14 protein-coding genes are annotated in these 13891 nt (G+C 72.2%); 5 read left to right on the plus strand and 9 right to left on the minus strand.

Annotation, left to right across the window (positions count from 1 at the left end; all coding sequences use genetic code 11):
- Positions 1-2: 2 nt before the first annotated feature.
- Positions 3-848, plus strand: a complete 846-nt coding sequence (locus I8920_RS15010; RefSeq protein WP_198657061.1) for a helix-turn-helix transcriptional regulator — start codon at positions 3-5, stop codon at positions 846-848.
- Here the strand turns inward: I8920_RS15010 and I8920_RS15015 are convergent.
- The 8 genes from I8920_RS15015 to I8920_RS15045 all read right to left on the minus strand — a co-directional run bounded on the left by I8920_RS15015 (position 832) and on the right by I8920_RS15045 (position 9824).
- Positions 832-1530, minus strand: coding sequence for a response regulator (locus tag I8920_RS15015; protein WP_198657062.1), 699 nt, complete (start codon positions 1528-1530; stop codon positions 832-834). The two genes, I8920_RS15010 and I8920_RS15015, sit on opposite strands and share 17 nt — an antisense overlap.
- On the minus strand, positions 1527-4019 hold the full coding sequence (locus I8920_RS15020) for an ATP-binding protein (RefSeq protein WP_225558274.1): 2493 nt from the start codon (positions 4017-4019) through the stop codon (positions 1527-1529). Before I8920_RS15020 ends, I8920_RS15015 begins: the two co-directional genes overlap by 4 nt.
- 130 nt (positions 4020-4149) lie before the next feature.
- The gene (kdpC, locus tag I8920_RS15025) at positions 4150-4746 is read right to left on the minus strand and encodes a potassium-transporting ATPase subunit KdpC (RefSeq protein WP_198657064.1); all 597 of its coding nucleotides are present in this window, start codon (positions 4744-4746) and stop codon (positions 4150-4152) included.
- Complete coding sequence (gene kdpB / locus I8920_RS15030; RefSeq protein ID WP_198657065.1) at positions 4743-6842, minus strand: potassium-transporting ATPase subunit KdpB; 2100 nt, start codon at positions 6840-6842, stop codon at positions 4743-4745. The genes kdpC and kdpB overlap by 4 nt, the downstream gene beginning before the upstream one ends.
- Entirely contained in the window at positions 6839-8530 is a 1692-nt protein-coding gene (gene kdpA, locus I8920_RS15035) for a potassium-transporting ATPase subunit KdpA (RefSeq protein ID WP_198657066.1), read from the minus strand. Before kdpA ends, kdpB begins: the two co-directional genes overlap by 4 nt.
- 8 nt (positions 8531-8538) lie before the next feature.
- Complete coding sequence (locus I8920_RS15040) at positions 8539-8628, minus strand: potassium-transporting ATPase subunit F (RefSeq protein ID WP_017887940.1); 90 nt, start codon at positions 8626-8628, stop codon at positions 8539-8541.
- Positions 8625-8750: a hypothetical protein gene (locus I8920_RS16310; RefSeq protein WP_263867284.1), complete on the minus strand. Its 126-nt coding sequence runs from the start codon at positions 8748-8750 to the stop codon at positions 8625-8627. The genes I8920_RS15040 and I8920_RS16310 overlap by 4 nt, the downstream gene beginning before the upstream one ends.
- A 129-nt stretch (positions 8751-8879) precedes the next feature.
- On the minus strand, positions 8880-9824 hold the full coding sequence (locus I8920_RS15045) for a helix-turn-helix transcriptional regulator (RefSeq protein ID WP_198657067.1): 945 nt from the start codon (positions 9822-9824) through the stop codon (positions 8880-8882).
- Positions 9825-9886: 62 nt separating this feature from the next.
- Here I8920_RS15045 and I8920_RS15050 point away from each other — a divergent pair, with 62 nt between their 5' ends.
- Positions 9887-10306, plus strand: coding sequence for a VOC family protein (locus I8920_RS15050; protein WP_198657068.1), 420 nt, complete (start codon positions 9887-9889; stop codon positions 10304-10306).
- A gap of 19 nt (positions 10307-10325) precedes the next feature.
- Here I8920_RS15050 and I8920_RS15055 read toward each other — a convergent pair whose 3' ends face one another.
- The gene (locus tag I8920_RS15055) at positions 10326-11363 is read right to left on the minus strand and encodes a putative RNA methyltransferase (RefSeq protein ID WP_198657069.1); all 1038 of its coding nucleotides are present in this window, start codon (positions 11361-11363) and stop codon (positions 10326-10328) included.
- A 34-nt stretch (positions 11364-11397) separates the two neighbouring features.
- On the opposite strand from I8920_RS15055, the gene I8920_RS15060 reads away from it, so the two are divergent.
- The 3 genes from I8920_RS15060 to I8920_RS15070 are packed head-to-tail and all read left to right on the plus strand — an operon-like array spanning position 11398 to position 13813.
- A complete protein-coding gene (locus I8920_RS15060; RefSeq protein WP_198657070.1) occupies positions 11398-12153 on the plus strand; it encodes an SDR family NAD(P)-dependent oxidoreductase in 756 nt (251 codons plus the stop codon).
- 49 nt (positions 12154-12202) lie between these two features.
- Positions 12203-12823 (plus strand): CG0192-related protein, encoded by a 621-nt coding sequence (locus tag I8920_RS15065; protein WP_198657071.1) that lies wholly within the window; start codon positions 12203-12205, stop codon positions 12821-12823.
- A 51-nt stretch (positions 12824-12874) separates the two neighbouring features.
- On the plus strand, positions 12875-13813 hold the full coding sequence (locus I8920_RS15070; RefSeq protein ID WP_198657072.1) for an aldo/keto reductase: 939 nt from the start codon (positions 12875-12877) through the stop codon (positions 13811-13813).
- Positions 13814-13891 lie beyond the last annotated feature (78 nt).

Genomic DNA, 13891 nt, shown 5'->3' on the forward strand with positions numbered 1-13891 from the left:
CCATGGACGCACCAGCACCCGACCTGGAGGCGCGGGACGGGTCCGCCGGTCGGCTCGCCGCCGCCGACCACGCCAGGACCGTCGCCGAGCAGGCCGACCGGCACGCCCTGACGCTCGAGTCCGTGCTGGCCGTCCTGCGGTCCTCGCGGGTGTCCGACGCTGCCGCCCGCGCCGAGGCCGTCGAGATCGCCTCCGCCGCACTCGTCGACCTGCGCACCGAGACGGACCACCAGCGCAGCACCCTGCTCGAGCCCGTCACCGGGGCGTTCTCGCGGCTCCGTGCCGACCTGCGGCCCCTCGTCCGGTTCGGCGACCTCGACGTGCAGTTCGTCGAGCCGCCCGCGACCGGTCGTGCCCTGCCCGGCGACGTCGCCCACGCGGCCCGGGCGATCGTCCGCACCGCCGTGCTCGCGCTCGTCGACGACGGTGCGGCGGACCGGGTACGGATCCAGTGGGACTGCGACGGCCGGAACCTGCTCATGCAGCTCCGCGACGACGGCTCCGGCACCCTCGACGTGCACGACGACGCGATGCGGCCGATCGCCGAACGGGTCGTCACGCTCGACGGCCGGGTGCAGGTGGCGAGCACACCGGGGTGGGGGTCCGTGCTCGACATCACGCTGCCGCTCGACCCCCGCCCGACCGAGGTGGACGCGGCCGACGACGGTGACCTGACCCCGCGGGAGCGCGAGGTGCTCCGACTCGTCGCGACGGGTGTCGGCAACCGGGAGATCGCCGACGGACTCGGCATCAGCGTCAACACCGTCAAGTACCACGTGGCGAACCTGCTCCGGAAGCACGGTGCCCGGACCCGGGCGGAGCTCGCGGCCTTCAGTTCCCGGGCGTGACGCCTGCGGAGGCGAAGCGGTAGCCCATGCCGGACTCGGTGACCAGGTAGCGGGGGTGCGCGGGATCGGGCTCGAGCTTCCGCCGCAGCTGGGCCATGTAGAGCCGCAGGTACCCGGAGTCGTTGCCGTGCGTCGGACCCCAGACCTCGGTCAGGAGCATCTCGCGGGTCATCAGGCGGTCCGGGTTCGTCACGAGGACCTCGAGCAGGCGCCACTCGGTGGGCGTCAGTCGGATGGCGGGCCCCTCGGCCGGGGTCACCTGCTTCGCGACGAGGTCCACGAGCAGCGAGCCGATCGCGATGGTCGGGGTCTCCTCGGACGCCACCACCCGCCGCCGCCCGAGTGCCCGGAGCCGGGCGAGCAGCTCGTCCATCTGGAACGGCTTCGTCACGTAGTCGTCGGCCCCGGCGTCGAGCGCGTCGACCTTGTCCGACGAGTCGGTCCGGCCGGAGAGCACCAGGACCGGCACCTGCGACCAGGCACGGACGCCCTCGAGCACACCGATGCCGTCGAGCCGGGGCATCCCGAGGTCGAGCAGCACCAGGTCGGGGCGTTCCGTGATGACGGCGTCGATGGCCTCGCGTCCGTCCCTGGCGGTGACGACGTCGTACCCCCGTGCCGCGAGCGTGACGGCGAGCGCCCGGACGAGCTGCGCGTCGTCGTCGGCGATCAGGACCTTCATCGGACCTCCACTCCCACGTGCCCGGCGATCGGCAGGCGCACCACCACGGTGAGCCCACCGCCCGGGGTGTCGTCGACCTCGATCGTGCCGCCCATGCCCTCGGTGAACCCGCGCGCGAGCGCCAGCCCGAGTCCCAGCCCGGTGTCGTTGTCCGTGTCACCCAGGCGCTGGAACGGTTGGAACACCTCGCCGCGGCGGTCCTCCGGGATGCCGGGGCCGTGGTCGGCGACACGGAGTTCGACCCCGCCGGCGAAGGCGCTCGCCGCGACCCGGACGTGGGTGCCGTCGGGCGCGTACCGCGCGGCGTTCGCGAGCAGGTTCACGACGACCCGCTGCAGCAGCACCGGGTCGGCGAGCACCGGCGGCAGGTCGGCGGGCAGGTCGAGGTCCACGTCGTCGGGGCCGAGCTCGAGCTCGTCGAGTGCGGGGGCGACCACCGTCTCGAGCGCGATCGACGCGGGGGTGACCGCGAGGACACCGGCCTGGACACGACTGACGTCGAGCAGGTCGGCCAACAGCACCGCCAGCTGACCGAGGCTCTCGTCGGCGGTCGCGAGCAGCGCCTCCCGGTCGGGTCGCGACAGCTCGATGTCGGGCGCACGCAGCGTCTGGACGGCGGCGGAGGCCGCTGCGATGGGTCGGCGCACGTCGTGGCCGACGGCCGCGAGCAGCGCGCTGCGGACGCGGTCCGCGGCGGCGATGCGCTCGGCGCCCACGGCCGTCCGCGTCAGCTCGCGGTGCTCAACGGCCGCGTCGAGCTGCTGCTCGACGACGCGCAGCAGACGGCGCTGGGTGGGGTCGTCGGGCGCGCCTGCGAACTCCAGGACGGCGCCGGACGGGAGGCTCGTGGTCGCGTCCGGCGTCGCACCGAACGTCCCGGACGTGGCCGGCACCTCGTCGCCCTGGCGGATCCGGACCCCGGCGAAGCCGAAGGCCTCTCGGGTGCGGTCGAGCAGGGCCTGCAGGGCGTCGTCGCCGCGGAGCACGCTGCCGGCGATGCCCATCAGCAGCCCGGACTCGGCCGATGCCCGACGTGCCGCACGCGACCGCCGGGCGGACCGGTCGACCACGAAGCTGACGAGCACCGCACTGATCACGTACATCACCAGGGCGAACAGGTGCCACGGCTGCTGGACGGTGACCATGTAGAGGGGTTGCACGAAGAAGTAGTCGAGGCTCAGGCCGGACAGCACCGCCGTGAAGACCGCCGGCCACATCCCGCCGACGAGTGCCACGACGAGCACGAGCAGCTGGTACGCCAGCACGTCCACGGTGATGGCGTCCGGGTCGCTGCCGAACGACAGCGCCCACGTGAGCAGCGGGCCGACCAGGAGCGAGAGCACGAACGCGGCGACGATCCGGCCGCGCGACAGGCTGCCGCCGAGCTTGGGCAGGGTGATCCCACCGCCGGCCCGCTCGTGCGTGACGACGTGCACGTCGATGTCGCCGGACTCACGGATGACGGTGTTGCCGATGCCGGGACCGGTCATGGCGGCCGCCAGACGACTGCGGCGGCTCACGCCGATCACGATCTGGGTGGCGTCGATCGAGCGGGCGAACCGGACGAGGGTGCTCGGCACGTCGTCGCCGACGACCTGGTGGTACGTGCCACCGAGCTGTTCGAGCAGGGTGCGCTGGGTGCCGAGGGCACCCGGGTGCCGTTCGCGCAACCCGTCGTTCGTGGTGACGTGCACGGCGGCGAGCTCACCACCGGCGCTCCGGGCGGCGATGCGCGCCCCGCGGCGGAGCAGGGTCTCGCCCTCGGGGCCGCCGGTCAGGGCGACGAGCACCCGCTCGCGGGTCTCCCACCGGTGCTCGATGCCGTGCTCGGCGCGGTAGGCCTTGAGCGCGTCGTCGACCTCGTCGGCGAGCCAGAGCAGGGCGATCTCGCGCAGGGCGGTGAGGTTGCCGAGTCGGAAGTAGTTCGACAGCGCGGCGTCGATCCGGGCCGCCGGGTACACGAGCCCGTCGGAGAGCCGCTCGCGCAGGGCCGCCGGGGCGAGGTCCACGACCTCGATCTGGTCGGCCGCACGCACCACGGCGTCGGGGACGGTCTCGCGCTGCACGGTGCCGGTGATCTCGCGCACGACGTCACCGAGGGACTGCATGTGCTGCACGTTGACGGTGCTCACCACGGAGATCCCGGCGGCGAGGAGCGCCTCGACGTCCTGCCAGCGCTTCTCGTGCCGGCCACCGGGGGCGTTCGTGTGCGCGAGTTCGTCGACGAGGGCGATCTCGGGTGCCCGGGCGATGACGGCGTCCAGGTCGAGGTCGTCGAGTTCGACCCCGCGGTGCACGACGGTGCGGCGTGGCACGACCTCGAGCCCGTCCACCAGCGCTGCGGTGGCGGCGCGCTCGTGCGTCTCGACGACGGCCACGACCACGTCGCGACCCTCGTCGAGCAGCCGACGCCCCTCTTCGAGCATCGTGTAGGTCTTGCCGACACCGGGCGCCGCACCGAGCAGGACCCGCAGCTTCCCGCGCTTCACGTGCTCATCCTCTCGCGTCGGCGGGCCGGCGCGGGGGCTGCGCACAACCAAAGTGGATCCGCGCCGTGCGATCCCGCGGTTCCGCGCGACTTCGGTTGTGCGCAGCGCACCCGCGCCGGGCCGCCCACGATCAGGACGCCTCGGCCAGCGCCAGGTTCAGGGCGAGCACGTTCACGACGGGCTCGCCGAGGACCCCGAGCTGCCGCGACGCCGTGTGCGACTCGACGAGCGCACGGACGTCGGCCTCCGACAGCCCCCGCGCGGCAGCCACCCGCGCCACCTGCTGCGCCGCGTACTCGGGGCTGATGTGCGGGTCGAGGCCCGAACCGGACGCCGTCACCGCGTCGGCGGGGACGTCGGCGACCGGCACCCCGTCGGCCTCCGCGACGGCGGCACGACGCTCCTGCACGGCCTGGAGCAGGTCGGGGTTGTTCGGCCCGAGGTTCGAGCCGGACGAGCTCTGCACGTCGTACCCGTCCCCCGCGGCGGAGGGGCGCGACTGGAACCAGCGGTCGGCCTGTTCCCCGGCGAACGACTGGCCGACCAACGACGAGCCGACGACCTCGCCGGAGGAGTCCCGGACCATCGAGCCGTTCGCCTGGTCGTGGAACACGCCCTGACCGACCCCCCAGACGGCGAGCGGGTAGCCGACGCCCAGGACGACGGTGGCGAGCAGGGTGAGGCGGACCGCCACACCGGCGGATCGGACGGTGGAACGAAGTGTCATGACGAGAACCCCGGGATGAGACCGACCACGAGGTCGATGAGCTTGATGCCGATGAAGGGGACGACCACGCCGCCCAGCCCGTAGACGAGCAGGTTGCGGCCGAGGATCGACGACGCTGCGGCGGCGCGGTACTTGACGCCACGCAGGGACAGCGGGATGAGCGCCACGATGACGAGCGCGTTGAAGATGACCGCCGACAGGATCGCGGACGACGGGCTGTGCAGGCCCATGATGTTGAGCGCCGCGAGCCCGGGGAACGCCGCCTGGAACATCGCCGGGATGATCGCGAAGTACTTTGCGACGTCGTTGGCGATGGAGAAGGTGGTCAAGGCACCGCGGGTGATGAGCAGCTGCTTGCCGATGCGGACGACGTCGATGAGCTTGGTCGGGTCGGAGTCGAGATCGACCATGTTGCCCGCCTCCTTCGCCGCCGTCGTGCCCGTGTTCATCGCGACGCCGACGTCCGCCTGCGCCAGGGCCGGGGCGTCGTTGGTGCCGTCACCGGTCATGGCGACGAGGTTGCCGCCCTCCTGCTCCCGCTTGATGTAGGCGAGCTTGTCCTCCGGGGTGGCCTCGGCCAGGAAGTCGTCGACGCCGGCCTCCTTCGCGATGGCCGCGGCGGTGCGGGGGTTGTCGCCGGTGATCATCACCGTGCGGATCCCCATCTCGCGCAACGACGCGAAGCGGGATGCCATGCCGTCCTTGACGACGTCCTTCAGGTGCACGACGCCGAGCAGCTCGACCGTGCCCGACGCGTTCCGCCGACCGACGACGAGCGGTGTCCCGCCCTGGTCGGAGATCTCGGCGACGCTGGCGTCGATCGCACTGACCAGACCGGCTTCGGAGGTCTCCGCCCAGGCGAGCACTGCGGCAGCGGCACCCTTGCGGATCTGCGAGCCGTCCGGCAGGTCGAGCCCCGACATGCGGGTCTGCGCCGTGAACGGCACCTCGACCGCGCCGGCCGGCAGGTCCGGCGTCACGCCGGCGTCCGCGGCGAGCGACACGATCGAGCGACCCTCGGGCGTCCCGTCGGCGGCACTCGACAGCGCGGCGGCCTCCATCAGGGAGGACTCGCTCACGCCCGGGACGGGCACGACGCGCGACGCCCGGCGGTTGCCGTACGTGATCGTGCCGGTCTTGTCGAGCAGCAGCGTCGTGATGTCCCCGGCAGCCTCGACCGCACGGCCCGACATCGCGAGCACGTTGTGCTGCACGAGCCGGTCCATGCCGGCGATGCCGATCGCCGAGAGCAGGGCCCCGATGGTGGTCGGGATGAGGCAGACGAGCAGGGCGATGAGCACCGGCACGCTGACGGTCGCGCCGACGAGCCCCGCGATGGGCTGCATGGTCAGGCAGACGATCACGAAGACGATCGACAACGAGGCCAGCAGGATGTTCAGCGCGATCTCGTTCGGCGTCTTCTGCCGTGCCGCACCCTCGACCAGACGGATCATCCGGTCGATGAAGGTCTCACCCGGGGTCGACGTGATGCGCACCACGATCCGGTCGGACAGCACGCGGGTGCCGCCGGTGACGGCGCTGCGGTCACCGCCGGACTCGCGGATGACCGGAGCGGACTCACCCGTGACGGCCGACTCGTCGACCGACGCGATGCCGTCCACGACGTCGCCGTCACCGGGGATCACCTCGCCCGCGACCACGACGACCACGTCGCCCTTGGCCAGGTCGACGGATGCGACCTCCTCGGTCTCGTTCGCCGTCGCGGCCGCATCGGCCTGCGAGTACCCGACCACCCGGCGGGCGCTCGTGGTCGAGCGGGTCTTCCGCAGGGTGTCGGCCTGCGCCTTGCCCCGGCCCTCGGCCACCGACTCCGCCAGGTTGGCGAAGAGGACGGTGAGCCAGAGCCACACGGCGATGGCGATCGTGAAGGCGGACGGCTCGACGACGGCCGCCGCCGTCGTCAGCGCCGCGCCGACCTCGACGATGAACATGACGGGGTTCCGCCACATCAGTCGCGGGTCCAGCTTCCGCAGCGCGCCCGGGAGGCCCGCCACCAGTTGGCGGGGTCCGAATGCGGACGAGCGGGTGGCCGGCTCCACAGCGGTGCGCGGTTCCGGCTCGGTGGTCACGGTCATGACAGTCCTTCTGCGAGCGGGCCCAGTGCGAGCACCGGGAAGTAGGTGAGTGCGGTGACGATGACGGCGACGCCGCCGAGCAGCCCGATGAACAGCGGGCGGTGGGTGGGCAGCGTGCCGGTGGTCTCGGGCACCCGGTCCTGGGCGGCGAGGGACCCGGCGAGCGCCAGGACGAACACCATCGGGACGAAGCGACCGAGCAGCATCACGACGCCGAGCGCGGAGTTCATCCACGTGGTGTTCGCGGTGAGCCCACCGAAGGCCGAGCCGTTGTTGTTCGCGCCCGAGGTGAACGCGTAGAGCAGCTCGGACAGGCCGTGGTTGCCGGGGTTGAAGATCGACGTGCCGAGCACCTGTTCGCGGACGCCCGGGATCACGAGCGACAGACCGGTGCCCAGGAGCACCAGGCTCGGGGTGACGAGGATGTACAGCGCCGCGAAGGTCATCTCCTTGGCGCGGATCTTCTTGCCGAGGTACTCCGGCGTGCGGCCGACGAGCAGGCCGCCGATGAACACCGTGATGACCGCGAGCACGAGCATCCCGTACAGGCCGGATCCGACACCGCCCGGGGTGACCTCGCCGAGCATCATGTTGAGCATCGCCATCATCCCGCCGATCGGCGTGAAGCTGTCGAACATGCCGTTCACCGCACCGGTCGAGGTGGCGGTCGACGTGGTGCCGAACAGCGTCGTGCCGAGGATCCCGAACCGGGTCTCCTTGCCCTCCATCGCCGCGCCGGCGGCCTGCGTCGCGACCCCGGCTCCGCCGAGTTCCGCGATCGACATGACCGAGAGCGACACGAGGAAGATCGCGCCCATCACGGCGAGGATCGCGTACCCCTGCCGGTCGTCGCCGACCAGCCGACCGAAGGTGCGCGGCAGCGAGAACGGGATGACGAGCATGAGGAAGACCTCGACCAGGTTCGTCCACGCCTGCGGGTTCTCGAACGGGTGCGCCGAGTTCGCGTTGAAGTAGCCGCCACCGTTCGTGCCGAGCTCCTTGATCGCCTCCTGCGAGGCGACGAAGCCGTCCGGGATGTGCTGCGTGCCGCCGAGCAGCGTGGTGACGTCGGTGCCGCTCCCCCACGACTGCACGACACCACCGGCGACGAGCACGATCGCGAAGACGAACGCACCGGGCAGCAGCAGCCGGCCGACACCGCGGACGACGTCCACCCAGACGTTGCCGAGCGTGCCCGACTTGCGGCGTGCGAAGCCGCGCACCAGGGCGACGGCGACCGCCAGGCCGACGGCGGCGGACAGGAAGTTCTGCACCGCGAGGCCGGCCATCTGCACGGTGTAGCCGACCGTGACCTCGGGCGAGTACGACTGCCAGTTCGTGTTCGCGACGAACGACGCCGCGGTGTTGAACGCGAGCGACGGTCCGACGGCGGGGAGTCCGAGGTCGCCGGGCAGGACGACCTGGATGCGCTGCAGCAGGTACACGAGCAGGAGCCCGGTGGCGCTGAAGAGCAGGACGCCCCGCAGGTACACCGGCCACGACTGCTCGGCGTCCGGGTCGACCCCGATCAGCCGGTAGACCCCGCGCTCCACCCGGTTGTGCCGGACGGGCGTGTACACGCGGGCCATCCAGTCGCCGAGGGGGCGGTACGCGACGACGAGCAGCAGGACGAGCGTGGCGACCTGGGCGATGCCCGCCCAGACGTCCCCGGCGCCCGACGCGCTCACGGCGCCCACTAGAAGCGCTCCGGACGCACGAGCGCCCAGACGAGGTACACGACTGCGGCGATGCCGAGGACGGCGGCCGCGATGGTGATGCCGATCACAGCCGTTCCACCCCCTTGGCGAGCAGTGCCACCACACCGAACACGGCGAGGACACCGGCGACGACGAACACGTCGAACACGAAGGACTCCAGAAGGTCTGCGGTACCCGCGCCGGGCGGCACGGGACGGCACCACGAGTGGTGCCGAACCGATGCTGGGTCCTGCGCCGGGCCTCCAGGCCGCCCCTAACGGTTCCCTCACGCCGCCCTGACGGACGCATGCGCCGCCCTAACGCGTGCGGTGGCCCCAGCTCAACCGGCCGCGATCACGAGACGCCTCGACAGCTCGAGGACCGCACCACGCAGCTCGTCCGGCCCCTCGACACGCACCGGCACGATCAACCCCGCGACCACGCCAGCGAGCCCGTCCCACGACCACGAACCGAGGGTGATGCGGCAGCGGTCGCCGTCGATCTGCTCGACCACGGCGTCCTCGGGCAGGTAGGGCGCGATGGTCTGTGCGTCGTCCACCGTGGTGGTCACCGAACCGGTGCACGGCCAGACGTCGTCGACCGCCGAGCCCTTGAAGCGCGCGGACACGAACGCGGCCGCGTCACCCCCGGGGATCGGCGTCGGCGTGAACGGGACACGGGTGCGCATCCGCGGCGTGATCCGGTCGATGCGGTGCGTGCGCCAGTCGTCACGGTCGAGGTCCCGGTCGAGCAGGTACCACCGACCGTTCCGGGCGACGACGGCGTGGGGCTCCACCCGGTGCGGGGTCTCGTCCTCGCCGTACCCGAAGCGGAGGACCTCGCGCAGGTGGACGGCCTCGCTCACCGCGACGAGGACGTCAGGATCGGTGCGCGTCCCGCTGCGCCCGGTGACGGCCTGGACCGCGTCGACCCGGGCTCGCAGCCGCGCGGGCATGACCTGGCGGACCGTCGCGAGCGCGCGGGCAGCAGACTCGGCGAGGTCCGCGCCCGAAGCCGGGGCCACGGCGAGCGCCAGGGCGATCGCGGTCGCCTGGTCGTCGTCGAAGAGCAGTGGCGGCAGGTCCGAACCGGCCTCGAGCCGGTAGCCCCCGGCCGGTCCACGGAGCGCCTCGACCCGGTACCCGAGGCCACGGAGCCGATCGACGTCGCGCCGGACGGTGCGGGGGCTGACCTCGAGCCGCCCGGCCAGCTCGTCACCCGGCCAGTCGCGGTGCACCTGCAGCAGGGAGAGCAGCGCGAGCATGCGTGCGGAGGGTCCGGCCATGTCGTCCATCTTCGTCCGAGAAGCGGACACGATCTGACCGCATTGCCCGTCATCCTCGTCCCATGAGCATCGAAACGACAACCCACCTCAACTTCGACGGCGACGCCCGCGCGGCGCTCGACTTCTACGCATCGGTCTTCGGCGGCGACGTCACGGCCGCGACCTACGGGCAGATGGGCGCCCTGGGCGACCCGGCCTGGGCCGACCGCATCGTCTTCGGCCAGGTGTCCACCGACGCCGGCTTCCGGATCATGGCCTTCGACGTCTGGCCCGGTCAGCCCTACGACCAGGGCTCGAACGCGTTCTACGTGTTCGTGCACGGCGACGACCCCGCCGAGATCGAGCGGTACTGGGCCACCCTGTCGGACGGCGCCGAGGTCCGGCAGCCCCTCGAGCCCTCGGCCTGGGCACCGTTGGCCGGCCAGCTGCGCGACCGCTTCGGTGTCGTGTGGCAGCTCGACGTCGCTCCCGCTGGCGACTGATCCGTCCTGACGGCCGCGGTCAGCGCGTCGGCGTCCACGTCGACACGGTGACCGCGGCCGTCACCGTCGCCGGCGCGAACACGGCGTCGGCCGCGACGTGGTGGTGGCTCGGCCCCATGTGCACGACGTCGTGGACGTCCTCTGCCGACAACTCCATCGTCCACGTCAGGTCCTCGGAGGACCGCAGCGCGAACGACGGCGTCAGGGAGTCGTGCAACCGCCGCTCCTTCTCCGGGTCCACGCTGATCGTCGCCGCGGCGAGCTCCGCCAGGTGGCCGGTCCGCGGGGTCACCACGGCGAGCACACCGTCCGGGTGCAGGACGCGGGCGTACTCGGTCTGGTTGCGGGGTGCGAAGACGTCCAGCAGGACGGCGGCAGCGCCGTCGACGATCGGGAGGCGCTCGGTCACGTCCCCGACGACGGCCCCCGCCCGCTCGTGGGCGCGTGCCGCACGCCGGATCGCGACGGCCGACAGGTCCAACGCCACCCCCAGTCGTCGAGTCAGCTGACGGCCGACAGGTGCAAGCGCGTCCGGCGCCACCCCCAGTCGTCGAGTCGGCTGACGGCCGACAGGTGCAAGCGCGTCCGGCGCCACCCCCAGTCGTCGAGTCGGCTGACGGCCGACAGGTGCAAGCGCGTCCGGCGCGACCCCGAGCCGTGGACCCGGCCGGCCGCCGGCCGGCGCAGGTGCGTCCGGCGCGCCCACGCGCCTCCCGTCCGGAGCGTCCGCTGCGTCCAGCGCATGCGCCAGGTACGTCCCCGGGCCGGAACCGACGTCGAGCACGATGCCCGGCGCGGTCACGTCCGCGACGATCGCGGCGAGCGCCCGCTCGACGGGCGCGTAGTGCCCACGCCCCAGGAACCGCAGCCGCGCGTCGACCATCTCGGGGGTGTCCGCGGTGAGTGCCCGCCGCTTCGCGGGCAGGAGCGTCAGGTGGCCCTGCTTCGCCTCGTCGAACCGGTGTCCGTTCGAGCAGCCGACCTGACCGCCGTCGACGCGACCGAGGGGCGCGGCGCACACGGGGCAGGCGAGCATCGGCAGCAGGTCGTCACGCACCGGCCCAGCGTACGGGCCTCGGTAGCCTGGCTGGATGTCGCTGCAGCAGCTCTTCGGCCTCGACGGACGCACCGCACTCGTGACGGGAGGCAGCTCCGGCATCGGCCGCGCCATCGCCACCGCACTCGCGGACGCGGGTGCCCACGTGCTCGTTGCCGCCCGGACGTCCGCCACCATCGACGACGCCGTCGCAGGTATCCGTAAGGCGGGCGGTTCGGCCGACGGCATCGTCGCGGACCTGTCCTCACGTGCCGGCGCACACGCACTCGCCGACGCCGCCGGAGACGTGGACGTCCTGGTGAACTCCGCCGGGATCAACCTGCGACCGCCGATGCCGGACCTCGACGAGGCCACCTGGGACGCCACGATGGCCGTCAACCTCGACGCCCCCTTCGTGCTCGGCCAGCGGCTCGCGCCCGGCATGGCCGCGCGCGGCCACGGCCGGATCGTGTCCATCAGCTCGCAGCAGGCCCACCGCCCCTTCGCCGCCAGCGGCGCGTACGGAGTCTCCAAGGCCGGTCTGGAGGCACTGGCCCGGTCCCAGGCAGAGGCGTGGTCCGCGCATGGGGTCACCTCGAACGTCCTCGTCCCCGGTTTCGTGCGCACCCCGCTCAACGAGCGGCTCGCGTCGGACCCGGCTGCCGTGTCGGCCCTGGCGGCACGGACACTGGTCGGCCGGAACGGGCTCGCCTCGGACTTCGCCGCGGCGGCCGTGTTCCTCGCCGGACCCGGGTCGGCGTACGTCACCGGGCAGTCGATCGCGGTCGACGGCGGGTTCTCCGTGCACTGAGGCCGTCACGCACGGACGGTGGGGTGCTGGGCAGCAGTACGGTCGGGACATGGCAGTCATCGAGCAGGCAACGCTGCGCCCCTCCAAGGCCGAGGCGCTCGCCGCCTGGCTCCCCGACCAGGCGTGGAGCGGCGTCGTCGCGGGAGCACCGCTCGAGGTCGTCGGGCAGTTCCGGTTCGACGACCCCGCAGGCGAGGTCGGCGTCGAAGTGCTGCTCGTCCGCACCGAGGACGGCCGGGTCCTGCAGGCGCCACTGACCTACCGGGACGCACCACTGCCCGGCACCGACGCGTTCCTGGTCATCGAGATGGACCACTCCGTGCTCGGGCGACGGTGGGTGTACGACGCGGTGGGCGATCCGGTCCATGCCGACGTGCTGCGCCGAGCGATCGTCACCGGCGGGCACGAAGCGGAGCTCGTGTTGGCCAACGGTGCCGGACAGCGGCCGAAGGACGCCTGGGCCAGCGGCAGCGGATCCGAACCCGACTCCCCCAGCGTCACCTCGGTGCGAGTGACCACCACGGATGAGGTGACGTCGATCGCGACCGACCACGGCACGATCGTCATCGCACGGGTCGTCGGCACGGCCCTGCCCGAGGGCGAGACGCTGACCGGGACGTGGACGGACGGCTCCGGGGTGCTCGCCGTCCTGCTGCCCGACCACGCCTGAGGTACTGGCAGGGCCTGCCTGCACCGGGGTCCGGCTGGCAGGATCGACTGCGTGAAGACACTGGAGTTGCCACAGACGGACCTCACCGCCTCCGACGTCGTCGTCGGACTGATGCGGATCAACGACATGAGCGACGAGGACATCCGCTCGCTGTACGGCGCCTCGCGCGACGCGGGCGTGACCATGTTCGACCACGCCGCGGTGTACGGCGAGTGGCACGGCTGCGAGGAGCGGTTCGGCGCGGCCGTCACGCTGTCTCCGGCCGAGCGCGCCGAGATCGTGCTGCAGACCAAGGTCGGCATCCGGCCGACGCCGAACGGCGCGTACTTCGACTTCTCGTACGAGCACATCCTCGAGTCCGTGCACGAGTCGCTCGAGGCACTGCGCACCGACTACGTCGACGTGCTGCTGCTGCACCGGCCCGACGCCCTGGTCGAGCCGGAAGAGGTCGCGAAGGCCTTCGACGAGCTGCACGCCGCCGGCAAGGTGCACCACTTCGGCGTCTCGAACCACACCCCCGGCCAGGTCGACCTGCTCAAGAAGCACGTCCGCCAGCCGCTCGCGTTCAACCAGGTGCAGCTGAGCATCACCCACGCCAACGTGATCTCGCAGGGCCTCACCGCGAACATGGGCGGCCTCGACCAGTCGGTCGACCGCGACAACGACATCCTCAACTACTCGCGCATCAACGACATCACGCTGCAGGCCTGGTCGCCGTTCCAGAAGGGCTTCTTCGACGGCGTCTTCCTGGGCGACCGCGAGCAGTACGCCGACTTGAACGACGTGCTCGACGAGGTCGCAGCAGCCCACGGCGTCACCCCGACCGGGATCGCGGTCGCGTGGATCACCCGCCACCCCGCGCACTTCCAGGTCGTCCTCGGCACGACGAACCCGCAGCGCGTGCGCGACTCGGCGGCCGGCTCGGACGTCGAACTGTCGCGCGAGGAGTGGTACCGGATCTTCACCGCGGCCGGACACACCGTTCCCTGAGCCGGAACGGCCCGGTCACCCCCGTCGCTCGAGCTGCGTGGGACGGCGCACAACCAAAGTGACCTCGCACCGCGCTTC

The organism is Curtobacterium sp. YC1, from assembly GCF_016267665.1.
Lineage (GTDB): Bacteria > Actinomycetota > Actinomycetes > Actinomycetales > Microbacteriaceae > Curtobacterium.